This window comes from Streptomyces sp. NPDC050388 (assembly GCF_040655635.1).
Lineage (GTDB): Bacteria > Actinomycetota > Actinomycetes > Streptomycetales > Streptomycetaceae > Streptomyces.
The window spans coordinates 88,925-109,930 of record NZ_JBFAKH010000006.1 but is presented as its reverse complement, the minus strand read 5'-3'; the positions used below and the strand labels follow the sequence as shown (position 1 = coordinate 109,930).

The 21,006-nt window shown below is 68.1% G+C and carries 24 protein-coding genes; 3 read left to right on the top strand and 21 right to left on the bottom strand.

The window, feature by feature from the left end; translation table 11 throughout:
- Positions 1 to 7: 7 nt before the first annotated feature.
- The 13 genes from AB0I73_RS05220 to AB0I73_RS05160 form a co-directional block, all read right to left on the bottom strand.
- The gene (locus AB0I73_RS05220; RefSeq protein WP_363033919.1) at positions 8 to 658 is read right to left on the bottom strand and encodes a hypothetical protein; all 651 of its coding nucleotides are present in this window, start codon (positions 656 to 658) and stop codon (positions 8 to 10) included.
- Positions 655 to 1,998 carry a hypothetical protein gene (locus AB0I73_RS05215; RefSeq protein ID WP_363033917.1) on the bottom strand — a complete coding sequence of 448 codons (1,344 nt, stop codon included), beginning with the start codon at positions 1,996 to 1,998 and terminating at the stop codon, positions 655 to 657. The genes AB0I73_RS05220 and AB0I73_RS05215 overlap by 4 nt, the downstream gene beginning before the upstream one ends.
- A complete protein-coding gene (locus tag AB0I73_RS05210; protein WP_363033915.1) occupies positions 1,995 to 3,422 on the bottom strand; it encodes a putative T7SS-secreted protein in 1,428 nt (475 codons plus the stop codon). Before AB0I73_RS05210 ends, AB0I73_RS05215 begins: the two co-directional genes overlap by 4 nt.
- Positions 3,419 to 3,736 carry a hypothetical protein gene (locus AB0I73_RS05205; protein ID WP_363033913.1) on the bottom strand — a complete coding sequence of 106 codons (318 nt, stop codon included), beginning with the start codon at positions 3,734 to 3,736 and terminating at the stop codon, positions 3,419 to 3,421. The genes AB0I73_RS05210 and AB0I73_RS05205 overlap by 4 nt, the downstream gene beginning before the upstream one ends.
- A gap of 70 nt (positions 3,737 to 3,806) precedes the next feature.
- Entirely contained in the window at positions 3,807 to 4,268 is a 462-nt protein-coding gene (locus AB0I73_RS05200) for a pilus assembly protein TadG-related protein (RefSeq protein ID WP_363033911.1), read from the bottom strand.
- Positions 4,265 to 4,693 carry a TadE/TadG family type IV pilus assembly protein gene (locus AB0I73_RS05195; RefSeq protein ID WP_363033909.1) on the bottom strand — a complete coding sequence of 143 codons (429 nt, stop codon included), beginning with the start codon at positions 4,691 to 4,693 and terminating at the stop codon, positions 4,265 to 4,267. Before AB0I73_RS05195 ends, AB0I73_RS05200 begins: the two co-directional genes overlap by 4 nt.
- The gene (locus AB0I73_RS05190) at positions 4,694 to 5,143 is read right to left on the bottom strand and encodes a TadE family protein (RefSeq protein WP_363033907.1); all 450 of its coding nucleotides are present in this window, start codon (positions 5,141 to 5,143) and stop codon (positions 4,694 to 4,696) included.
- A 52-nt stretch (positions 5,144 to 5,195) separates the two neighbouring features.
- On the bottom strand, positions 5,196 to 5,447 hold the full coding sequence (locus AB0I73_RS05185) for a hypothetical protein (protein ID WP_363033905.1): 252 nt from the start codon (positions 5,445 to 5,447) through the stop codon (positions 5,196 to 5,198).
- 139 nt (positions 5,448 to 5,586) lie between these two features.
- The gene (locus tag AB0I73_RS05180) at positions 5,587 to 6,495 is read right to left on the bottom strand and encodes a type II secretion system F family protein (protein ID WP_363034029.1); all 909 of its coding nucleotides are present in this window, start codon (positions 6,493 to 6,495) and stop codon (positions 5,587 to 5,589) included.
- A gap of 14 nt (positions 6,496 to 6,509) precedes the next feature.
- Complete coding sequence (locus AB0I73_RS05175; RefSeq protein WP_363034027.1) at positions 6,510 to 7,469, bottom strand: type II secretion system F family protein; 960 nt, start codon at positions 7,467 to 7,469, stop codon at positions 6,510 to 6,512.
- 79 nt (positions 7,470 to 7,548) lie between these two features.
- Entirely contained in the window at positions 7,549 to 8,856 is a 1,308-nt protein-coding gene (locus AB0I73_RS05170) for an ATPase, T2SS/T4P/T4SS family (RefSeq protein ID WP_109377513.1), read from the bottom strand.
- Positions 8,853 to 9,806 carry a hypothetical protein gene (locus AB0I73_RS05165; RefSeq protein ID WP_363033902.1) on the bottom strand — a complete coding sequence of 318 codons (954 nt, stop codon included), beginning with the start codon at positions 9,804 to 9,806 and terminating at the stop codon, positions 8,853 to 8,855. Before AB0I73_RS05165 ends, AB0I73_RS05170 begins: the two co-directional genes overlap by 4 nt.
- A 17-nt stretch (positions 9,807 to 9,823) precedes the next feature.
- Positions 9,824 to 10,546 carry a hypothetical protein gene (locus AB0I73_RS05160; protein WP_363033900.1) on the bottom strand — a complete coding sequence of 241 codons (723 nt, stop codon included), beginning with the start codon at positions 10,544 to 10,546 and terminating at the stop codon, positions 9,824 to 9,826.
- 500 nt (positions 10,547 to 11,046) lie between these two features.
- Here AB0I73_RS05160 and AB0I73_RS05155 point away from each other — a divergent pair, with 500 nt between their 5' ends.
- The 3 genes from AB0I73_RS05155 (at position 11,047) to AB0I73_RS05145 (ending at position 13,737) form a co-directional block, all read left to right on the top strand.
- Entirely contained in the window at positions 11,047 to 11,790 is a 744-nt protein-coding gene (locus tag AB0I73_RS05155) for a hypothetical protein (RefSeq protein ID WP_363033898.1), read from the top strand.
- 196 nt (positions 11,791 to 11,986) lie between these two features.
- A complete protein-coding gene (locus AB0I73_RS05150; protein WP_363033896.1) occupies positions 11,987 to 12,658 on the top strand; it encodes a hypothetical protein in 672 nt (223 codons plus the stop codon).
- Positions 12,655 to 13,737, top strand: coding sequence for a hypothetical protein (locus AB0I73_RS05145; protein WP_363033894.1), 1,083 nt, complete (start codon positions 12,655 to 12,657; stop codon positions 13,735 to 13,737). The genes AB0I73_RS05150 and AB0I73_RS05145 overlap by 4 nt, the downstream gene beginning before the upstream one ends.
- Before the next feature lie 598 nt (positions 13,738 to 14,335).
- Here the strand turns inward: AB0I73_RS05145 and AB0I73_RS05140 are convergent.
- From AB0I73_RS05140 to AB0I73_RS05105, 8 genes are all read right to left on the bottom strand, one after another.
- On the bottom strand, positions 14,336 to 14,569 hold the full coding sequence (locus AB0I73_RS05140; RefSeq protein WP_363033892.1) for a hypothetical protein: 234 nt from the start codon (positions 14,567 to 14,569) through the stop codon (positions 14,336 to 14,338).
- Positions 14,570 to 14,611: 42 nt separating this feature from the next.
- Entirely contained in the window at positions 14,612 to 15,535 is a 924-nt protein-coding gene (locus AB0I73_RS05135) for an aminoglycoside phosphotransferase family protein (RefSeq protein ID WP_363033890.1), read from the bottom strand.
- A gap of 116 nt (positions 15,536 to 15,651) precedes the next feature.
- Positions 15,652 to 16,008, bottom strand: a complete 357-nt coding sequence (locus AB0I73_RS05130; protein WP_363033888.1) for a hypothetical protein — start codon at positions 16,006 to 16,008, stop codon at positions 15,652 to 15,654.
- 306 nt (positions 16,009 to 16,314) lie between these two features.
- Positions 16,315 to 17,229, bottom strand: a complete 915-nt coding sequence (locus AB0I73_RS05125) for a hypothetical protein (protein WP_363033886.1) — start codon at positions 17,227 to 17,229, stop codon at positions 16,315 to 16,317.
- Positions 17,230 to 18,049: 820 nt separating this feature from the next.
- The gene (locus tag AB0I73_RS05120; RefSeq protein ID WP_363033884.1) at positions 18,050 to 18,718 is read right to left on the bottom strand and encodes a hypothetical protein; all 669 of its coding nucleotides are present in this window, start codon (positions 18,716 to 18,718) and stop codon (positions 18,050 to 18,052) included.
- A complete protein-coding gene (locus tag AB0I73_RS05115) occupies positions 18,699 to 19,295 on the bottom strand; it encodes a hypothetical protein (RefSeq protein ID WP_363033882.1) in 597 nt (198 codons plus the stop codon). The genes AB0I73_RS05120 and AB0I73_RS05115 overlap by 20 nt, the downstream gene beginning before the upstream one ends.
- Before the next feature lie 33 nt (positions 19,296 to 19,328).
- On the bottom strand, positions 19,329 to 20,579 hold the full coding sequence (locus tag AB0I73_RS05110) for a putative T7SS-secreted protein (RefSeq protein ID WP_363033880.1): 1,251 nt from the start codon (positions 20,577 to 20,579) through the stop codon (positions 19,329 to 19,331).
- Positions 20,576 to 20,887, bottom strand: coding sequence for a type VII secretion target (locus AB0I73_RS05105; RefSeq protein WP_363033878.1), 312 nt, complete (start codon positions 20,885 to 20,887; stop codon positions 20,576 to 20,578). The genes AB0I73_RS05110 and AB0I73_RS05105 overlap by 4 nt, the downstream gene beginning before the upstream one ends.
- Positions 20,888 to 21,006: the final 119 nt, after the last annotated feature.

Below are 21,006 nucleotides of genomic sequence, written 5' to 3'. Positions count from 1 at the left end.
TCCGTGGTCACTCCGTCCAGGTCAGCGAGCCGGCGATCGCGTCGAAGAGGCCGGCCATCGCGTCGGCGATCGGCTCCAGGGGCGTGGAGAAGGTGAGCAGCAGGAACTCCGTCGTGCCGGGGACGGACACGTGGTACTCCACCGAGACGGAAGCACGGCCCCCGTCCCCGTCCTTCCCCTTCCCCTCCGCCGAACGCGTCGTTCTGCGGACCCGTACGGCAGTGCCCGCCGCCAGTTCCTCGACGCTGACCTCCGTCGCCGTGGCCGGGTCGGCGTCCTCGGCGAACGCCCGCGCCAGCGCCTGGGGCGGCAGCGGCTCGGCGTGGCGGAGCGGTGCAAGGCTCACCAGCAACGAGGCGGGGATGGTGAAGGGCCCCACCTCCTGGAGGCTGAGGTACAGCTCGATGCCGCCGCCGCGGTGCGCCTTGGCGGCACGGCGGCGCATGTCGGCGCGCAGCTCCTCCTTGAGGTGCGGCGCGTTGTCGATGCCGTGGAACTGCCGCTCCACCAGCGCGTCGATCGCCCCGTCCCGCTGCTCCGGGTCCAGCAGGATCCGGAACCAGCCCTCCGGCAGCATCAGGTGGTAGTCGGCGGGCGGGGCGGTCCCCTCAGCGGGGGCGGTCCCCTCAGCGGGGGCGGTCCCCTCGGTGGCTGTCATCGGGTGCCTGTGCCTTCTCTGGAGGTCTGTTCCGGGGCCGGCCGGTCGAGCAGGAGCCGGCCGCGCAGCTGGTGGATCGCGTACGGCACGGCCTGCAGGGCGAGGCCGAGCGCCCCCATGAGCACCGCGGCGGCCGCCGATCTGGGGGCGGGGTCCGCGATCCGCAGGCCCTGGACCACGGAGAAGAAGGAGCCGAAGGCCATGACGGCGGTGGACGACACCCCGGCGACGGTCCCGGGGAACCGCGCCATGCGACGGGCCGCCCTGCCGGACCCGGGCAGCAGCCCCGTGCCCAGCACCGGGCCCTTGGGCCAGGCTCCCTTACCGCTCAGGCGGCGTTCGGAGACCGACAGTCCGGCGGCCCGGCGCAGCCGCGACCACCCGTCGGCACCGCCCTCGCCGCCGAACCACAGGTCCCACGGGAACACCGCCCGCACCTGCTCCCCGGGGCCCCGGAGCTCCACACCGACCGGTTTCCCCGCGCGGTCCACGACCCGGACCAGTGACGTCACCGCGTGCGGGCCGGACAGCGCGAACCAGTACTCCTGGCCGCCCAGGTCGCGCAGGACGAGGTCCCGGTCCTGTACCCGGACCTCGGTGTCCCGGCGGAACCTGACCGTTGCCCCGGTCCCCCGCGCGGGGCCGGGCCGGACGCGTTCACGGACGACGGGGACGTGACGCCCCGTCCGCAGCCGGGTCCAGGCCCGCAGCGCCAGCCGTGCCACGGGCGCGGCGAAGGCGGTCGCGGCGAGCAGCAGGACGACCCAGGGAACCGTGGTGTCCGAGAAGACGACCACCGTGAACACGGCGAACCAGACGCTCCCGGCGACGGCTCGCACGCCCCAGTACCAGGACGGGAAGGGGCGGCCCGGACCGAGGGAGGCGCCCGCGCCCTTCGAGGCCACCAGGGGATCGTTCCTGTCCCGTACCACGTGCAGCGGCACCCCCGCGGCCCGCAGCAGCCCGGCCACCCCCGTCCGGGCCGGCAACTGCTCGCCCTGCACCGACCGTCGGGGCAGTACGGGCGCCTCGGGCAGCCAGTCCTCGATGTCGAAGCGGCCGATCAGCGCCCCGTTCCCGTCCTGCAGTTGCACCTCTCCCCAGGAGCCGGGGAGGTCGGGTCCCACGCGCTTCCTGCCCCCACCCGCCGCGTCGATGCCCGCTGCGTCGATGAACACAGCGCGGGCGATTCCGGCGCTCCCGCCGACCGGAAAGCGGCGGGTACGGCCGCGGGTGCGCAGGACGAGAGCGCCGTCCTGCGCGAACAGCCGGGAGACGTGGCACCGTTCCAGGCCGGGGCCGCGCGAGGCGGCCGGTCTGAGGGCGGGTTCGGGAATCACCGGGTGGCCCCGTCGTAGAGGGAGGTGACGGTGCCGTAGGCGCCCTCCGCGCCGGCGGTGACGCCGGTGAAGGTGGCGCCCGCCCAGACGTTGGTCTGGCCGGTGAAGTTGTTCAGCGCGCTGCTGACCACGGGGACTTCCCGCGCGGCCGACGAGAGGCCGTCGAGACCGGCGGCCGTCCTGGCGAGATCGGGGTCCAGCGTGCCCGCCGAGCGGGGTGCGGCCATGTTCTTGATCCCGTCGCGCCAACCCTGCTTGGAGAACGCGTTTCCGAGCGACTTCACGCCGTCGACCGTATCCCGGTAGATCGCGGACGGGCTGAAGCCCTCCTTGAGGTTGACCCAGTTGGGCAGCTTCCCCTTGGGCATGTCCGCCATCGCCCGGGCCGCGTCCTTGCCCCGAGGGCTCCCCGGAGCCCCGCGGTTGGCGAGCTTCCAGGCCTTGTTGGTCTTCGTGCCGGACGCCACGGCGTTCTTGTAGAGGTTGCTCCGGGCGAGCGCCTTGCTTCCGGCGGCCACTCCCTTCGCACCCGCCACCGCTGCCCGTCCGAGCCCGAAGGTGGCGACGCCCACGGCGTCCAGGAACACCGACTTCCAGCTTCCCTCACCGCCCAGCGCCAGCACGAGGTCGGTGGCCAGGGCGACGACACTGGCCACCAGGGCGACGGCGTTGGCCACCACGGCGATGACCTGTCCGATGACCGGGATCCATCCCAGGGCCAGGGCGGCCACCCCCGCCCACAAAGCGATCCGTCCCGCCCATTTGGAGATCTCCTTGAGCCAGTCGGCGTTCTCGTGGACCCAGTTCTTGAACTTGTCCTTCCAGCCGTCCTTCAGCCCGTCGTTCTCGATGACGTGGTGGATCGCGTCGGCGGCCCGCTGGGCGGCACGGTCACGGATGCCCTTGGCGGTCTCCAGCGCCTCCTTCGCCGCCGACAGGGCCGAGGACGCCGCCTCCTGCTGCCGGGTGTGCTTCTTCCGGTCCGGATCGTCCTTCGGGGCGTCGTCGGGCAGTCCGTCCAGCGACCGCTTCGCGGACCCCAGGTCCTCGTCGGCCGTCTCGGCGTCCCGCAGCGCCTTGTCGGCCATCTGCTGGGCGCGATGCAGTTCCGAGGCGAACTCGTTGCTGCACACCCCGTCCCGCACCTGGGTGCCGAGCGCGTCGGCGGCCTCGTCGTAGCGTTTGAAGGCCTTGCGGAGCTTGTCACCGGCGCCCTCGGCCGCGCCGCGGAACTCGGTGGCCGCCTTGCCCTTCCAGTTCTCCACGGACGCCAGCGCCCTGATCTCGCGGGCCTCCTTGTCGATGGCCTCGGCGGTCTTGCGCAGCTGCCGTCCGAGACGCGCGATCGTGTCCGGGTCCCCGGGGACCGGGTCGGAGGCCTCGTCGAGCACGGCCCAGCGGTGGCCTGCGGGGCGGGTCGTCACTTCCCTGCCTCCTTCGGCTGCCGCTCATCGGTGCGTCTGAGGGCCTCGGCGAGTTCGTGGTCGAGCGCCTCGTACGACTCCGCGGCGCCCTTGGTGATCCCGTGCAGCCTCTCCAACTCCTCGGTGAGCTGCCTGCGACGGATCTTCCAGTTGCTGCCGAACTTGTCGAAGGCGTCCAGGATCTTCTGCGAGCCCAGGTCGTCGACGGCGTATCCGTCGGCCGGGTTCGCGCGTTCCGCGAAGGTGTCGCGGATGCGCTTCAAAGCGCGGGCACTCTCCTTGATCCGCTCTATGTCCGCTTCCTGATCTCCCACGGTGCTCCTCCTTCGGCCTTCGACCCCTCAAGTCCTTCAGTCCCCGGCCCCCGGCCCCCCGGCCGTCGCCTCAGCCGACCGCGTTCTCCGCCACCGCCTGGCCGCGGACCACCACGTCGCCGCCGTAGAACATCCCCGTGAACACCGGGGAGTAGGTGAGCTGGACCTCGACCTCCACCGCGTCGGCGTTCGCCGCCACGCAGTGGGTCCCCGCGATGTCCGCGCCGGACATGTCCATCTCGCGGGCGAAGGCCTTCACCCGGGCGTCGCAGTTCTCGTAGTTGATGGGCGCGGGCCCGCCCTCGTTGTCGTAGAGGGCCTCGCGGTCGATGTCCTGGGCGGCGTAACGGGCGGCCTGTTCCGCTATGTCGGCCGCGCGCTCGCGCTTGGAGATGGACAGGCCGCCGTCGATGACGAAGGCCGAGAGGGAGAGGAAGACCAGCGCGAAGACGATGACCGCGCCGGCGCCGGAGCCGCGGTCGTCGAACCGCGCCCCGCGATCCGTCAGCCACGTGCGTACGTGTGCCCTCACGCCGTCCTCCGGTACGGGTCCAGCGGTGAACTGAAGCTCGCGGACAGGGTCGTCGGGATGTTCAGGCCCAGCATGGCCAGGCCGCGCACCTCGCAGCTCACCTCGACCGTGAAGAGGGTGTCCGGTTCGAAGCCCTGACTGGTCTGGGCGACGGTCACCGGGCCCGAGCAGATGTCCGCGAGGTTCGCCTCGGCAGCCTTGCGCGCCTCGGACATCGCCCGCACATGGTCCTTCTGGATGGAGCCCGCGCGCGCCGCGTCCCGGGCCGCGCCGTCCAACGCGCCGCGCCCGCTCACCAGTTGGCCGAACGCCACCAGCACCAGGATGAACAGGATCATCACCGGGGCGAGGATCACCACCTCGACGGTGGACAGGCCCCGGTCGTCCACGGACTCCCGGCGCTTCGACCGAAGGGGGGAGCCCATCTAGTTCTCCCCTTCTTCCACGAAACGTTCCACCGGCCCCGCCGACCGGGCGTGCACCGTCAGGTCCAGCCCCGGGAACACCGTCGGGATGCGCGCCGTGATCTCCACGCCCACCGTGTCCTGCTCCGGCTGGAGCATCCTCACGTCCGGCGAGAGCACCAACTGCGGGCCCAGTTGCCGGATGTAGCTGTCCACCACGTCCCGGGCCTCACCCCGCCAGCCGCCCGGCTGGTCGTGCGCCGTCGCCCGCGCCTTGCGCGCACCGGCCTGGGCCGCCGCCTGGGCGACGTGGTCGGCGAAGAAGTACAGCGCGAACTGCACCGTCGCGAAGATCATGAAGAACAGGACGGGCGTGAGCAGGACGAACTCGATCGCGGTCATGCCGGAATCGCCGCGGGCGGAGGCGGCCTCCACCCGTCGGCGTACCCAGCGACGTACGCGCACCGGCATTCCCCGTTCCCGTCCTATTCCAGCCCTGTCCCCGACCTCGGCGTCCGTACGCTCAGCAGGTGCTGCCCGCGTCCGCGCCCTTGATGCAGTCGCCGACCTTGTTGGCGCCCTCGCTCAGCGCGGCGTTGATGATGGCGGCCACCACTCCGACGATCGCCACGACGACCGCCGAGATGATGACCCACTCCACGGCGGAGGCGCCGCGGTCCAGTTCGCCGGAGCGGGCGCGCTCCACGCGGGCCCGCATGAAGGTGACCAGGAAGTCGACGGCGGGGATGCCGGTGTGGAAGGTACGTCGGTTCATGACGCGTTGTCCTCTCGAGTTCGGTTCACGGATGCTCTGACGTACGGTTCACGGATTTCGGTTCGCGGTCTCGCAGTGCGCACTTCGCTCCTCGTGCTCCTCACGCCTCTCGCGTCGCGCGATTCACGGTTCACGGCCCTCACACCTGGAACACCCGCATCGCCGCCGGGAAGATCAGGAACACGAGGAACCCCGCGCACAGCAGCAGTTGTGCCACGAGCATCGACTGGGACTTCTCGCCCGCGCTGCCCTCGATCTCGGCGAGTTCGCGGTGCCGCATGGTCTCGGCGCGGGAGGCGAGGGACTCGCGTACCTTGGCGCCGTCGTCCGCGACCAGGGCCAGCGACGCCGACAGGTCCTTCAGCTCCTCCACGCCCAGCTCCTCACCGAGCTGCCCCAGCGCCTGCCACTGGCTGAGACCGGTGATACGGGCGTCGGCGAGCGCGTTGCGGATGCGCTGCGTCGCCCAGCCGTCGGACACCTCGGCCGCCGCCATCAGTGCCTCGGGGAGGCCGCGCCCGCCGGCCAGGCTCATCGAGACCAGGTCCAGATAGGCGCCGATGACCCGGCGCAGGTCGCGCCGCTTCTCGGCGGCGTCCCGGCGTACCTCGAGGTCGGGCAGGAAGAAGAAGACGACCGCGCAGAGCAGGGCCAGCCAGACCGGGACGATCGGGCTGCGGCTGAAGCCGAGGGTCCAGACGACCGCGAAGAGGAACGGGCCGAAGAACAGTCCCCCCGCCGCCAACAGCACCTTCGTCGCCAGGAACTTCTCCCAGCTGCGTTCCAGCACCGCCAGGTCGGCCCGCAGCGAACGCTGCTCCCAGCCCTGCTGGAGGTAGAACTCGGCGATGCGCGAGCCCACTTCGGCGCGCAGCGATCCGAAGCGGCCGGTGTCCTTCGCCGTACGCGCCGACTCGTACGCCGCCCCCCGCGCCCGCATCGCGTCGATCCGGGCGACCTGGGCGACCGCGCTGCGCTTGGTGGGCATCAGGGCCCGGACCAGGACGTAGACGCCCAGTCCGAGGACCGCGCCGACGGCCACCGGCATCGTCAGTTCGTCGTTCACCGTCGTACCCCCTCTTCCTGCTGGTACGACCCGTGCTGCTGCGACGGGCCGGTGCCGGGCGTCCGGGGACGGACGAACTGGACCGACGCCTCGTCGCGCACCAGGAACCGTTCGGGTGTCTCGATGGTGGACAGCTTGCGCAGCCACCAGAAGCCGAGCGCGAACAGCCCGCAGACACAGGCGAGTACGAGCTGTCCGACCGCCGTGCCGTACGGCTCGACGAACTCGCGGTTGAAGATGGCCAGTCCGAGGACGAACGCGATCGTCACCGCGACCACGATCTGCACCGACCGCCGGGTGGAGGCCCGTTGGGCCATCACCCGCTGCCGCATGTCGACCTCCTCGCGCGCCGACTTGGCCAGCGCGCCCAGCACCTGGCGCAGACCCGGGCCGCGCAGCCGGGCGTTGAGGATGAGCGCGGCGACGATGATGTCGGCGGAGGCGTCGTCGATCTCGTCGGCGAGATGCTGAAGCGCCTCGGGCAACGGGGTACGGGAGCGCAGCCGGTCGACGAGCGCGTCGAGATGGGGGCGCAGGACGGGAGCGGCGGCCCGCGCCGACGCCGGGATGGCCTGCTCCAGGCCCACCGCGCCGGCGATGGTGTCGCGCAGCGACTCCGTCCAGGAAGCCAGGGCCTCCACCCGCCGCATGGCGGCCCGTTCCTCCGCGGCCCCGCCGAAGAGCCGGTCCCAGAAGAAGACGAGGACGGCTGCGGCGGCGCCGGCGACGGCCCAACGGGTCAGCAGCAGCACGGCGAGTCCGACGATCGCGGCGAGCGATCCGCGCTGACCGGCGAACCGGATCAGCTCGGCGGCGCGCTCACTCGTCTTCTGCTTCTCGTGCTCGGGCTTGGCGGGCAGTCCGCGCACGGCGACGACGAGGAGGGCGAGTCCACCGCCGACGGCGACACCGCACGCGAGCGCGTACAGGACCGTGGTGGAGAACAGCCCGCCCATCGAGCCGAGCGAACCGAGCGCGACGGGGTCGAGGGGGTCGACGGTGTTGACGAGATCGGTGGTCGTACGGGTCACCGGGTCACCCCCACGTTCCGCTGGGCCGGTAGCCGTGGGCCATCAGTTCCTCCAGGCAGGCGATGGGGGCGTGGGCCGCGACCCGGCCGTCGGGCGTCCGGGCGAACACCTCGCTGGACAGGACGCGTCCGTCGACGCCGTTGACCTCGCGGACGGAGGTGACCATGCGCTGGAGCCGGCCGCCGTTCTGGAAATCGTTGCGCCGTTCGATGAAGACGACGAAGTTCACGGCGCCCGCGATCAGCATCTGGCTGGCCTCGATGGGCAGTCGTTCCGACGCCTGCAGGGCGTAGGTGGAGATGCGGTTGAAGACCTCGCTGGAGCTGTTGGCGTGGATCGTGGACAACGAACCGTCGTTGCCCTGCGACATCGCGTTCAGCATGGTCACGATCTCGTCGCCGAGCACCTCACCGACGATGACCCGCGAGGGGTTCATACGCAACGAGCGTCGTACCAGTTCCGCCATGGAAATGGCGCCCTGCCCCTCGGAGTTGGGCAGCCTCTCCTCGAACGCCACGACGTTGGGGTGCAGTTCGGGGAAGGAGTCGAGGCCGAGCTCCAGGGCACGCTCGACGGTGATGAGCCGTTCGTGCGGCGGGATCTCGTTGGCGAGGGCGCGCAGCAGCGTCGTCTTGCCGGCGTTCGTGGCCCCCGCGATCATGACGTTCTTGCGGGCGCGCACCGCACAGGCCAGGAAGTGCCCCAACTCCGGTGTGAGCGTCGCGTTTCCGACCATGTCGGAGATGAACACCTTGCCCATGCGGGCCCGGCGGATGGACAGCGCGGGCCGCCTGGTCACATCCATGACGGCGGACAACCGTGAACCGTCCGGCAGTCGCAGGTCGAGCTGCGGGTTCGCGGAGTCGAAGGGCCGGGAGGAGAGACCCGAGTACGCACCGAGCACCTGGATGAGCTCGATGAGCTCCTCGTCGGTCTCGGCGACGGGCTCGCCCCGCACCTCGCGCCCGTCCGCGTAGCCCACGAACACCTGGTCGTAGCCGTTGATGTCGATGTTCTCGACCTCGGGGTCGTCGAGCAGCGGCTGGAGTCGTCCGACGCCGAACAGTGCGGCGTGCACGGCGGCCGCGTACTGCTCCTCGGTCTCGGCGTCCAGCGGAGTACGGCCCGCGTTGATCTCGGAGCGGGCGTGCTCCTCCAGTATCTGCGCTATGACGGCCCGCGCGAACTGCCGCTCGTCCTCGGTGGACATCGGCGTGACGCCGTTGACCTGGTCCAGGCGCCGCTGTTCGGCGATGCGGTCACCGGCGTCCTGACGGAACCGCTTGACCAGTTGATGGTCGACAGCGGTCATCGCCCGGCTCCGGCCCGGCCGTCGCCCTGCGGGCTGCCCTGCTGACCGGGCTGGTGCTGCTGGGCCGACGGTGCGTACTGCCCCTGCTGCTGGGGCTGGTGTTGCTGCTGGGGTTGCTGATGCTGCTGGGGCTGTGCGGCGTGGGCGGACGCGGTCCAGGCTGCCCCGTACTGCTGGTACAGGTCGGCGGTCACCTTGCGGGCGGTGCGGATCAGCAGCGACTTGTCGAGCCGGCCCCGCCTGCGGCCCGCCAGCTGCTCGGCGCCGGACGCGTCGTCGGCGAGGGTGCCGACCACGCGGGCGCCGGTCTGGGCGTGCACGAGCATGTCGTTGACCTGGGACGCGAGCTTGGCGGCGTCGCCGGTGTCGGCGATCAGGACGACCCCGACCATCGGGCCGCCCGGCCCGGCGACCCGCGAGCCGCCGTGCAGCTTGCCGGCCAGGGCCGCGGCACGGTCCCGGACCCGGGCGAGCGCCTCCGGTTCGGTGCGCGAGACGAGCAGGACGAGGGAGGCGTGCGGGAACAACTCGACCGCCGGTGTGTCGCCGCTGATCCGCCCGCAGTCGGCGATGACGTCGGCGGCGGCGTGCGGGGAGTCGGCGAGGGAGGCGAAGGCGTGCCCGAGGGTCGGCCACAGCCCGGCGAGGCCGGCGGCCTGCTCCGAGTTGCCGAGCCCGACGAGTACTTCGAGTCCGCCGCTCAACGGCTGGACGTGGTCCCACAGTTGGTCGGGCACCAGCCCGCGCCGCGCGGTGGCCGCGATGGACAGCATGCCGGTGTTGGGGTTGAGCGGTCCGCCGTGCGCGGCGGCACTGCGGTAGACGAGGTCACCGCCCGCCGGGTCGGTCTCGGCGAGCAGCACACGCCGCGGCCAGACCGCCGCGAGAGCGACGGCCGCGGTGGTGACGCCGGGAGAACCCTTGTCGGCGGCGAGGGCGATCAGGGCCATGAGTGGGTGTCGCCTTCTCAGTTGCCGGGGACGTGCACGATTGCGACCTCACCGGCGGCCGCCGCCGAGGCGAGCGCGGCCGCGTCGGCCTGGTCGACGAGGAGCGTGAGCGTTGTACTGCCGGTGCTCAGGGTGGCGTCGCTGTCGTTGGCGACGGTGTTCACCCGTGCGTTCTCGACGAGGCCGCCGGAGGACGAACCGGCCGTGCCGGACTCGGCGTCATCCGTGTCCCTCGAGCCGGTCCTGGTGCCGCCGACCCGGTAGGCCGCCACGACGTCACCGGGCTTGATGTCTCCCGGGTACTGGCCCTCCTTGAGGGCGAGCCCGACGGAGGCCTTGCCGGCGGGCAGGCTGCTCTTCGCGGCGAACATCTGCCCCTGCACGACCGTGTCCTTGTAGATCGTGGCCTTGGCCTTCAGGGTCTTGAGCGTGTCCAGCTGCTCCCACCGGATGTAGTTGATGCCCGCGTCCTCGGCGACCATCACGGAGGTCACGTTGCTGTCAGTGACGGACTCTCCGGCCTGGATCTCGCCGGTCACCTTGACGACCTCGATCCGGTCCCCGACCTGGAGCACCAGCATCGTGGCACCGAGTGCGCCCACCAGGATCAGCAGCACCGCGAGCGCGGCCAACGCCGGCTTGCGCTCGCGAGGCGCCGTGGGAAGCCGGTCGCCGACCGACGGCTGAGCCGGAACCGCGGAACGCCCCGCGCCCGCCCCCGTACGCTCCTGGATCTTCACGCAACCGCTCCCCGTACACCCAAGATGATGATCGCCAAGTACCCCGAGAACTCGGACACTTCACCCACGCCCACTCGACCGCAGACATGCGGGACGCGCCGGGCTTACCGGCCCGACCCGGGCCAATAACCAGCACAGAGGCGAGTGTCAAGCCATGGCACCGTACCAGCCACACATGACCCCCTCAAGGCACACCCAACGTCACGAACACCACAGGGAACGCCGCTGTCCGTCTGCAACCGCAGCGTCAATTGCAAACCGGAGCACCCCTGTTGAAAGATGCGCGAACGAACAGGCCACCACATGTGCGAGAGCGAACCGACGAGGCGCCCAAGTACCCACCGCAGCAACCCGATCCCACACGCCCCGCCCATGAGGCCCACACGATTCACTCACGAGGCCCCGTACCGACCGTGCCATGATCTCCGGTCCGATCGATCAACTCGGCGACCGGCGCGCCGCCCGCCCCCACGAACTGCGCAAGCCCAAGGAGCCCTCCGATGAAGCGCATGAAGCGCACAGCGCCCCTGGCCGCCGCCTCCGCAGCCGCCCTGGTACTGACCTCCGTACTGACGGCCTGCTCCAGCCCCGAACCCGACGCCACGGTTGCCGAACCGGAGAGTTCACCGTCCGCATCCCGGGCGAAGGAACTCACACCCGACCAGCAGCTCGCCAAGCTCATGGTCGCCGAGGCGGACGTCTCCGGGTACAACGTGGAGCCGCCCTCCGACGACTTCGTCTTCGCCAAGTCCCAGGACGACGTCACCGTGGACAAGCCGGCCTGCGCCCCACTGGCGTACGCGTTGAACCAACTCCCCTTGGGAGAACCGAAAGCCGACCTGACACGGGTACTGTCGAACACGGGGAGCGGGTCCAACGGCACGCACACCTACATCACGCTCACCACCTACGCGTCCGGCGGCGCGAAGACGGCGTTGGCCGGCCTGGGGAAGGCGGTGGACGCCTGCGGCTCCGGTTTCACCGCGAAGGCGGACGGCACGAGCGCGTACGACTCGGTCACGGCCGAGGAGCCGACGGAGGAGACGGGCGACGAGACCCTGGCCTTCGCGTCGAAGATGACCTTCCGCGGCGCGACCCACACCCTGCACACCCAGGCCGTACGCAACGGCGACGTCCTCGCCGTCTTCTTCTCCGTCAACGGCCTCGCCATCGCCAACAGCCGTCCGAGTGACGCACAGCTGGAACCAGCAGTGGTGAAGGCCCAGAACGCGAAGCTGAACTGAGCCGAGACCGTCTGCGGGCAACCAACCCTCCGCGCAAGCTCCCGCTACCTCCCACAATGGAGACACAGCACGTCACACGGGTCCACCAGGTCCTCAATTGGCCAGGAATTCCGTGAAGTTCGCTGTGGCGAAACCGGGAAGCTCACCGATAGCGTCGTTGCCCGTGACCACACATCTGTCCCACGGGGGAGCCACTGTGAAGCGCCGCACACTGTCCGCCGCTGCCGCGTTCACCGCAACCGCAGCCCTACTGCTGACCGCATGCGGGAGCGGGGACGACAACGGCAAGACCGCTGACAAGATCGCCGGGGCCGACCAGGGCACAGAGAAGCCGACCAAGTCGGCGGAGCCCTCGGGAGCCCCGGCAGAGGACAGGCCGGACGGCGTGGACGTGTCGCTTCCCAAGGACATGAACCTGGTCTTCGACTGGGAGAAGCCGAAGAACGAGAACGAGGCGGCCGCCATGGACGACGCCGCGAACTACCTTCGTGCCATCTACCGGGGTGTCGACAAGCGCACGACCGAGGACGCAGCTTTGATCGCCTACTCGACAGGCGATGGCCTGAAGTACGCGAAGACGCAGATCGGCGCCAGGCTCGAAGGCGACTGGACGGCAACCGGCACCCGGCGCCACTACCAGGCCACCACCCGATCCGCGTCGAACGGCAACTCGGTGGAGGTCGCGTTCTGCGTGGACTCAAGCAAGTTCTACTCCAAAGAGGTCAAGACCGGAAAGGTCCTGAAGGGCACACCCAGCATCACGGACTTCGACTACTTCAAGATCATCATGGTCAAGCTCCCCACCGGAGAAGGTCTGTGGCAGGCGTCCAAGGTGTACGTCGAGGCGAAGGCGGCGAAGTGCCAATGACCAGGTCACGACGTACGGCCCTCAGCACCGGCGCGGCCGCCCTCACGCTGGCCCTGGGCATCGCCCTCGCGGAACCGGCCTACGCGGGAGAGCAGCCGAGTAACACCCAGGGCTCCAACACAGAACAGTCGGGTGGCAGTGACGACACCGGCATCTACGCCGCCGCCCGGATCACGTACTCCGGCTCCGTCGCCAAGAACGGCAGCACCGGCAACGTGACGTCCTCCGACGTCAACTGGACGCCACCACCCTGCTGGTACGCCCCCTACCTCGGCGCCGAGGACTTCAAGAAGAAGATGTCCAAGGACATCGAGAGCCAGATGAACGCGCCCGGCATGGGCGGCCACGCAGGCGCGGCGCTCGGCGAGTTGCAGCGCCACTACGAGGACGAGTACGGCTGGACCGACACCCCCGGCTACAAGGACTACAACGTCGAGAAGGACGGCGAGGGGATGTTCTGGGCCGCCGTCGAGAATCCCAACGAACCAGACCTGCTCAAGCGGAGCTCCTGCAACGACCTCCCCTTCTGGGTCGACAACGGCGAGGCCCCTCCGCCCCAGTACGAGGAGGCCATCACCCCGGAGATACTCGCCGCCCTCGCCTACCAGCACATGCAGCTCCCCGACACCGAGGTGAGCCTCGCCCCCGAGGAGACCACCAAGGTGAATCTGCCGACCTGGGCCTGGCTCGACAGAACCGTCTTCGACGAGGTCCAGGCCACGGCGGCCCTCAACGTCCCCGGCTTCGCCCTCCAGGCCACGACGACCGCCAAGCCGGTGTCCCTCACACTGAAGCCGGGCACCGAGGACGCCGAGACCTACCCCGCCTCCGGCGAGTGCACCATCAACGCCGACGACTCCATCGGTGAGCCCTACGCCAAGGGCAAGGCCGACCAGACCCCGCCCTGCGGCATCACCTACCTCCGCTCCTCCGGCGACGGGACCTACACTCTCCAGGCCACCATCACCTGGGAAATCGCTTGGACCGGCACCGGCGGCGCCGGCGGCGACCTACCCGACGGCACCTTCGGCGCCGACCAGGCAGTGACTGTCCAAGAGATTCAGGCCATCAACCGTTAGACCTGCTTAGAGCCGACCACCGGAACAGAACCCATCACAGGAGACCCAGAAAGGTCACGGCAGGCGGCCCGGCTCTCATATCGAAACCCATCCGCACCCGGGTATTCCAGCCCACCAGGTATTTCTCTACGCAGGCGACCCGCGCGGGGTTCCGCAGCCCTTCTGTTTCCCGGCATTGCAGCCGGAGGCCGGTGACCGGGAGGAAGAGCAATGGCGTCCCGTCGAGTGATGAGGGGATCAAGGCGCGAATCCGCAGGTCACCGTCGACGTCAGGGCTCTCCGGGCGTGAGATCAAGTGGCGCCGTGCCAGCCTGTGATCGAGCGGAGGCTTTTCCGTGGCCGCGCGGGTCGGACGCTGCGGTCTCGTACGTGGGCGGTGCCGGGACATGCGCCCGCGCCCTCGGCGTGACACACCGCCCCGGGAGCGCGAGCACTTTGGCCCGCCACTGTCCTGATGTCGCTCGTTTGAGCGCTCTGGTGACACTTTCCCGCCGACTGCTCACGGTTTTCGGCAAGGCACCCGTCCCGGCCCCGCAGAGTCGGGACCGGGAAGGCCCCCCCACACCACCCGGCAAAACGCCATCAGCCCCTGTGCGAGTCAGGCTGCTGCGATCTGTTCCCCTGCCTTCAGTACGTCACGGCGCCGCACCACAAGGAGAACCGCGCTACCCGGCAGCAGGGGCGTGAACACCAACGTGATGAGCATGGACAGCGTGGTGACGGGCGGGTTCTCAATCCACTCCGTTGTCAGCACCAGGGCCGGTTCCTGTGCAACGGACACCTTTTGGGAGCGCAAGTCGTTCACGAGCGACTGTGACGGCAGCCAGAACACCAGGAAAGCCAGACATGTCCTCAGGACCCTGAGGGGACAGGATCACCGGTTGAGCAGTGCTTCCGCGATCGCGACGGAGGACGGCGCGAGCGTGGTCTCGCCGTCGTCGATGTCCCACAGCGAGTTCTGCAGCAGCCGCCCGAGCGTCCAGCCGGTCGCGCGTGCGCGGTCCAGGCCGAGGACCTCGGTGAGCAGGTCGAAGCGGCGCCGCACTACGCGCAATGCATCGCCCTTCGTAACGACGTCATCCCACCTGCTGTCCAGGGCGGGCCAGAGGTCGAAGCCCGGGTCCCCGGCGAGCGGCTCGGGATCGATGGCGAGCCACGGCTCACGCTGCGCGGCAAGAACGTTGTCGTAGTGCAGATCCCAATGCAGGATCCGGTCTCCGGGCTCGCCGACCAGTTCGTCTACCTCTGACGCCCAGCCGCGCAGGAGTCGCCGGTCTGCCGGGTCAGTCAGAGCCGCGACCGCCTCGGGAACCCGCTCCAGCATCTCAGCGGCCATATCGCCGAGGCTGCGCAGTCCCTGCGGCGCAGGAACGCAGACCAGTCGGGCCTGAAGCTCGGCGAGGATGCCCATCGCAACGTCGTCGTCCTCGACCGAGGCCAGAGTGCGGGCGGCGTCCAGCCGCTCCAGGAGCATGGTGCTGCTCTCGGGATCGTGGTCGAGCAGCCGCACCGTCCCCTCGCCGTTCCAAGTGCGCAGCCCGATGAGTGCGGCGGTGGTCTCTTCTCTGGGCATCTGCAGTTTGAGGACCGCGCGCGTGCCGTGCTTACGCAGCACCGGCAGCACCAGTGAGGCTTCCCCCGCCCGGACCGCGCCGTCCCGTTTCAGCTCCCAGCGGTCCAGGCGTTCCGCAGCGAGCGTCGGCAGTCCGGCGATCCAGTCCCTCCCCTTCTCGCCGAAGCCTCTGGTGTACGAGATCGCCAAGGACTGAGGGATCTCGACCGCTTCTAATGTGCTCACATCATGTTTCCTTCAAAATTGTGTGTCTCACTGCAACCTACCGGAGCACAGCGGGCGGCCATGCCGTCGTCGGCCTTCACCAGCCGTCTTCCGAAATAGTTCACACGCGATCAGATTCAGGTCTTCTTGAGGGGTCTCCGGTAGATGAGGCCGCAGGACAGAGAGACGAGAGCGTCGTGCAGGTCGAGGCGTCCTTTCCCACGGACGGCCAGGCGTTTGAAGTGATGCAGGAGCGAGAAGCTCTGCTCGACGACATAGCGGAGCTTGCCCGAACCCCTGGTGTTCGGGGCGCTCTTTCGGGAAATCACCGGCAGGCTGCGACGTCGGCGCAGCTCGCGGCGGTTGCGGTTGCTGTCGTATCCCTTGTCACCGAGCAGGGCGTCGGGTCGGCGCCGCGGTCTGCCGGTCTTCCCGCGGTCGACCGGTGACGGGCCGGTGGCCTCGCCCCCTTTTCGCGCAGGTGTGGGAGGCATCCACACAGGTCCGGGTCCAATCCAGTTCGCCGGCCGCGTGCAGTGCGGCGAGCAGGAGGCGGTGCAGCTCCTCGAAGACGCCGGCCTCGTGCCACCGCCCGAGTCGTCGCCAGCAGGTCTGGTCGGAGCCGGACCCCGACTCCGACCGAATAAGCCGACGTCCAGGGCGTCTCAGTCGTGAGGAAATGACCCGTATGGCCGAGCAAAACCGAACCGTGGAATCCGATGAACAACGGGCCGCCGAGCCCAACTCATTACTCAAGAGCGGTCGACTCCTGGTTCGGCCAGTGGTCAGTCGGGGCCGGCTCAGTCGTGCGGGACCTCCTCAGTCATTGTCTCCTTGAAACGCCACGAGCCCCGGTTTCCCACCGCCTCTGCCCGTAGGCCCGCCTCCCAGGCGATCCGGGCTGCGCGACCCTGTGACAGGTCGGGATACGCCTCGGGCTCCACCTTGATACAGCCACGCCGGTCCACGGGGTGGGTTCGCAGCGCCTCTCGCAGCTTCTCCTCCTGCTCCACCTGCGTGGAGTGGTTACGGGTGACGGTCTTGTACCCCTTCTTCAACCGACCCGGGCCCCGTTTCCGGGTATCCCGGCTCCTTGCGGTGTCCGAGCCCCGCCAGGTCATCCAACCGACGGAGCCGAGTGCCGTGAGGGCGAACGCCGCTGAGCCGAGCGCCTCACCAGTGGCGTCCGCCTGGCCGGGTGCCCGGGGGCGGATCTCCCCCTTGGGATCCTCGATCACCGTGACCACCTGGCCGACGTCATATCGATCAGATGTCGCTTTCATCGCGGGACCCGGAACTGCGGTGCCGTCCTGCCGTTCCAACGCGTAGTTGTAGTCACGCCCCTTGCGCCCCTTGCGCCCCTCGGCAGCGTCACGCCATTCCCTGACGACGGTGGCTGCGACCTCCTCACCTCGCTGCTGGAGGGTGAGGTCCTCGCGCGCCATGTCTGCGACATACACGGACATCAGGGATGTGGCCGCGATGAACAGCGTCGCGTAGGTGCTGGACTCCCTGGCTCCCAGCTCCCGGATCAGCACGATGAGCAGCACTCCGTGGGCGATCCACAGGGGAGCGAGCAGGCCAGGTCCGAAGTTCTCGACCAAGACGAACATTCCCGCGATCACAGCGAGCACGTAACACCCGATGCCTGCCGCCAGGGCGACGGGACACCGAGCTCGCCTGATCCGCCCCTCGTCCTCCGCGCTCTCACTCATGACTGTTTCTCCCCTTCTTCGCCTACCAGTTCGCCATCCCTTGGGGCGACCAGGACGGTTGCGTAGCGCCCAGCACATCGACGCCACCAACTACGCCATCACGCAGAGGAAAAGTCGTTAAATTGACACACCCGACACGGGTCACCACGGCCGCCACAAGGTCCGGCTGACGTGGGGGCGCGCCGGCAAGACGATGCGCCCCTCGGCGAGCCGGCATGTCCAGGTGGAGTGAGGAGGGAAACTTGTCACATCACCCACCGCAGCGAGCACGCGATGGCATCGCACAACCGCTCCATCGGGCCAGACATTCCGGTGAGAGGTGCCGAGAAGGATAGCGTCAAGTAGCCCGCCCCGCCGGGCACAAGGACATGGACGCTCAACGTCGTGGGACCGACGAGGCGCACGGCAGTACCTGCCGGGAGATCCACAACCGACACTTTCTGTGGTGAAGGGCCTTCAAGCTCTCGCACCTCAAGCCACGCCGCGAACTTTTCTGGATCAGCGGGTGTTTCGCCCAGTGGCACCAGGGATACGAGGAGCGATGCGGGAAGGCCTCCGTCCCTCGAGGTCGTCAGCAGGAAAAACTCCATGGCGCCCCGTGTACGGCCCGCTTCTGCAGTGTTGCGCAGTGTGGCCCATACGTTCTGTGTGAACTCCGCAGGAACGCGTCGGCCCACTGCCTGCTGTTCCACAAAGGTCTTGAGTTGGCCACGCCAACGGTCCTGCATGAGGTCGATGCGGAACCACTCCCGCGGAACCAGCAGTCTGTAGTCCGTTGGGACAGCCTTTGGTGACAGAGCATCGACTCCTGACCGTTCCTTCACCCCGGCATCACCAGGAGAGATCCATGGTCGTCAAAGAGACGGACGCTCTTCACGATACCGGCAAACATGGCGGAAAAGACCTCCCACCCTTCAACCGTCGGCGTGCCCATCTCCAGCAGCAGCACGGTCCCGTTGATCAGTGGAATCTGGATTTGTATGAACGACGTCCATATCGACTCGTCCTGCCCCGACTGCGTCAGGCTGCCATCGATACTGGAAGGCCGATTACCGACGCATGTCACCGCCGGGCCGCAGGGCAGCTGCACTTCGCCGATCTGTCCGAGCCCCAGATGCCGCATCGTGGTCGCGATAAAACCCGCCGGATTGTTGCCGGCTCGGTCATCGAGGTCCATGAGACTGACGTTCACCGTGGCCGTGCAGCGGACACCGTCGACCTCCGTGGTGACGTAGCCGGCGTACTGCACACCTGCCTCGATGAACTCGTCGTAGTTCGCTGCACACATCGCGGCGTACTGCAGCTGCACTTCCTCATCAGCACCGGGCAGCGCCTTTTCGGCTAACTGGATCAATTGCTCGGCCAGTTCGTCCAAGTCATCAGCCTCGAAGGGCAGCTCAAGGAAGCCCTCCGGCATGATCCAGCGAACCTCTATACCGCTGCTTCCCGTGAGGCTGCGCTGAGCTTCATCAACGGTGTCCGTGGTCATCCGCACCCCTACTTTCGGACTGTTCGCGATCATCCACTTCAGGACGGAATCTCGCAGCGAACGGGTAAGGCCCGTAGTGCGGATAGCGAGGGGGAATATCAGCTCCTCCTCGTCGAGCAATGTGGGCGATCTCACGGTACTTTCCCGCCCGGGCCCTCAGGTTCTGCTGGACCTGATCACCCCAGTGCGACATCGCACTGCGTGCGAAGAAGAAGACCTGAGTCACCACGAGGGCCACTGCGACCGTCAGATAGACGTTACGGGAGGCAGCGGTTTCCCAGTACTGAACCACGCCACCCCAGTAGATCGCAGCGCCGAAGCCAACGAGCGCAAGCGGCACTCCGTGCCTGAAGCCCGCGCTGAACATGTCCTCTTCGTCGGTATGACGCCGACGCAGCAGATCGAGCACTGCCCGGTCGTCCAGGAAGTCGAACCGTAGCTCGCGTCGAGCCTCCTCTGCGGCCCGCTTCGCCTCGGGTACGGCGGCGATCACTGAGCCGCCGACCAAGGTGACAGCGTCACCGCCTCGGCGGCCGACGAATTCCCAGGGCCCGAGATCGTGATTGTCGTCGCTCATGATATTTACCCTCCTTGAACAGACCGTCAAGGCCTACGCCGCCAGAGCCGCGTTGAACGCCTTCGGTGAGACGTTCGGAGCGGGGCGGGGGCTGGGGCGGGGTGAGGGCGACGGCGTGGGCGTGGGCGTGATGCCAGCCTTGGCGGGCTCCTGGTAACCGGTCCTCTCGCCGTTCTCACCACTGAGCATCCTGTTCAGGGCACTCGCAAGGCCCACCCCCTTGATCACACCCGTGATCTTCTTACCGTCGATGAGATCCTTACGCGCGGTTCTTCCCAGAACCTTGTTGACCAGCTTGACGCTGACCCCATTCAGGAAGTTGTGGCCGACACCGTCGAGCGCGGCCGTATAGATCCTCAGCTTTCCGAATTCCTTCACCTTCGAAAGCCCTTTAAGGCCTTTGAGGGCCCGGAGCCCTTTTAGCGCGCCAAGCCCGGGCAAAACTCCCAACGCATCAGCACCCAGTTTCAGCCAGTCGACTTTCCCTCCCCGCGCCGTCATGTCGTATGCATGCCCGGCGAGCGCGGCCGCACTGGTCAGCACGGCAAGAGCTGCGATAAATGGAACCAAGAACTGAAGTGGCGGAACAAACGCGCAGATTACCGCAATAACAGACAGGACGGCCGAGATGTTGGACAACACATCCGCCCAATCAGCAAGAAAGTTCATGAAACCGCCCGGGTCCCGGACCGCATCATGGTGTACGACGTTCTTGATATGACGGGCAGCCTTATCGCCCGCGTCGTCATAGACGTCCCTGGCATCCTTCACCAACTTGCGCGCGTCACCAATACGGTGCAGCGCCTCGGCACGCTTCTTGACCCAACGCTCATACTCTTCCTTCTCTGCGGCAGGAATATTTTGCGCGGGATACTTGTCGGTAAACTTCTTCACTTCACCATCCGCAAGGTCATGGTCGGCCTTGGCTTCACGATAATTTGCAAGCGCCCTGTCCGCCTTCCTCTGCGCGCGGCGCATTTCGCTGGCGAACTGACCGGAACTCCCTTCGTTCACCTCCTCTCCAATGGCCTTGGCCGCTTCGTCGTAGCGCTCAAAGGATTTCTTCAGCTTGCCCGCCGCGCCATCGGCGATCTCATGGAATCCTTTTCCTGCCTCGCTGTCCCAGCCCTCTACCGAAGCGAGCGCCTCGATGACCCGGGACTGCTCGTCGATCATGTCGGCCATCTTGCGCAACTTGCGTCCCAGCTCGGCCACTTCCTCAGGATCGCCCGGTGTCGGGTCGTCGTGCCACAGAGGCGGCCAGTCGGCGTCCGTCCTGCTCATTTCTTCCCCTTGCTCTGCGCCTTGGCATCCCGGATGGCTTTGGCCAGCTCCTGGTCGACCTCGTCGTACGCCTTGGCGGCGGTCCGGGTGAACTCGGCCAGCTGCTCAAGCTCCTTCATCAGATTTTTCCGGGTCTTCTTCCAGGTTTCCGCAAAGTCCGAGAAAGCGTCCTTGAGGCCGCCGTGACCTACCGCTTGACCATACTCGTCCGCAGGATTTCCGTTTCGCTCGAACTCGCCATGGATCTTTGTCAGATCGCGTGAGCACTGTTTGATGGCGGCGAGATCTGCCTTTACATGGTCCCCCATATTCAATTCCCCTCTAGAGCTCTACGGCTGTTCTCGGTGAATCCGACGAGCGCGGGCACGGCTGCTGACCATCTCACTCCTCATGACGCCACGTGCGAGATACGCTCTCGACACACCGA

Coding starts and splice junctions, on each gene's coding strand:
- AB0I73_RS05220 (WP_363033919.1), bottom strand. CDS start 658: ATGACAGCCACCGAGGGGACCGCCCCCGCTGAGGGGACCGCCCCCGCT.
- AB0I73_RS05195 (WP_363033909.1), bottom strand. CDS start 4,693: ATGGGCTCCCCCCTTCGGTCGAAGCGCCGGGAGTCCGTGGACGACCGG.
- AB0I73_RS05190 (WP_363033907.1), bottom strand. CDS start 5,143: ATGCCGGTGCGCGTACGTCGCTGGGTACGCCGACGGGTGGAGGCCGCC.
- AB0I73_RS05185 (WP_363033905.1), bottom strand. CDS start 5,447: ATGAACCGACGTACCTTCCACACCGGCATCCCCGCCGTCGACTTCCTG.
- AB0I73_RS05180 (WP_363034029.1), bottom strand. CDS start 6,495: ATGCCGGTGGCCGTCGGCGCGGTCCTCGGACTGGGCGTCTACGTCCTG.
- AB0I73_RS05175 (WP_363034027.1), bottom strand. CDS start 7,469: ATGGGCGGGCTGTTCTCCACCACGGTCCTGTACGCGCTCGCGTGCGGT.
- AB0I73_RS05170 (WP_109377513.1), bottom strand. CDS start 8,856: ATGACCGCTGTCGACCATCAACTGGTCAAGCGGTTCCGTCAGGACGCC.
- AB0I73_RS05165 (WP_363033902.1), bottom strand. CDS start 9,806: ATGGCCCTGATCGCCCTCGCCGCCGACAAGGGTTCTCCCGGCGTCACC.
- AB0I73_RS05155 (WP_363033898.1), top strand. CDS start 11,047: ATGAAGCGCATGAAGCGCACAGCGCCCCTGGCCGCCGCCTCCGCAGCC.
- AB0I73_RS05145 (WP_363033894.1), top strand. CDS start 12,655: ATGACCAGGTCACGACGTACGGCCCTCAGCACCGGCGCGGCCGCCCTC.
- AB0I73_RS05130 (WP_363033888.1), bottom strand. CDS start 16,008: ATGCCTCCCACACCTGCGCGAAAAGGGGGCGAGGCCACCGGCCCGTCA.
- AB0I73_RS05125 (WP_363033886.1), bottom strand. CDS start 17,229: ATGAGTGAGAGCGCGGAGGACGAGGGGCGGATCAGGCGAGCTCGGTGT.
- AB0I73_RS05120 (WP_363033884.1), bottom strand. CDS start 18,718: ATGACCACGGACACCGTTGATGAAGCTCAGCGCAGCCTCACGGGAAGC.
- AB0I73_RS05115 (WP_363033882.1), bottom strand. CDS start 19,295: ATGAGCGACGACAATCACGATCTCGGGCCCTGGGAATTCGTCGGCCGC.
- AB0I73_RS05110 (WP_363033880.1), bottom strand. CDS start 20,579: ATGAGCAGGACGGACGCCGACTGGCCGCCTCTGTGGCACGACGACCCG.
- AB0I73_RS05105 (WP_363033878.1), bottom strand. CDS start 20,887: ATGGGGGACCATGTAAAGGCAGATCTCGCCGCCATCAAACAGTGCTCA.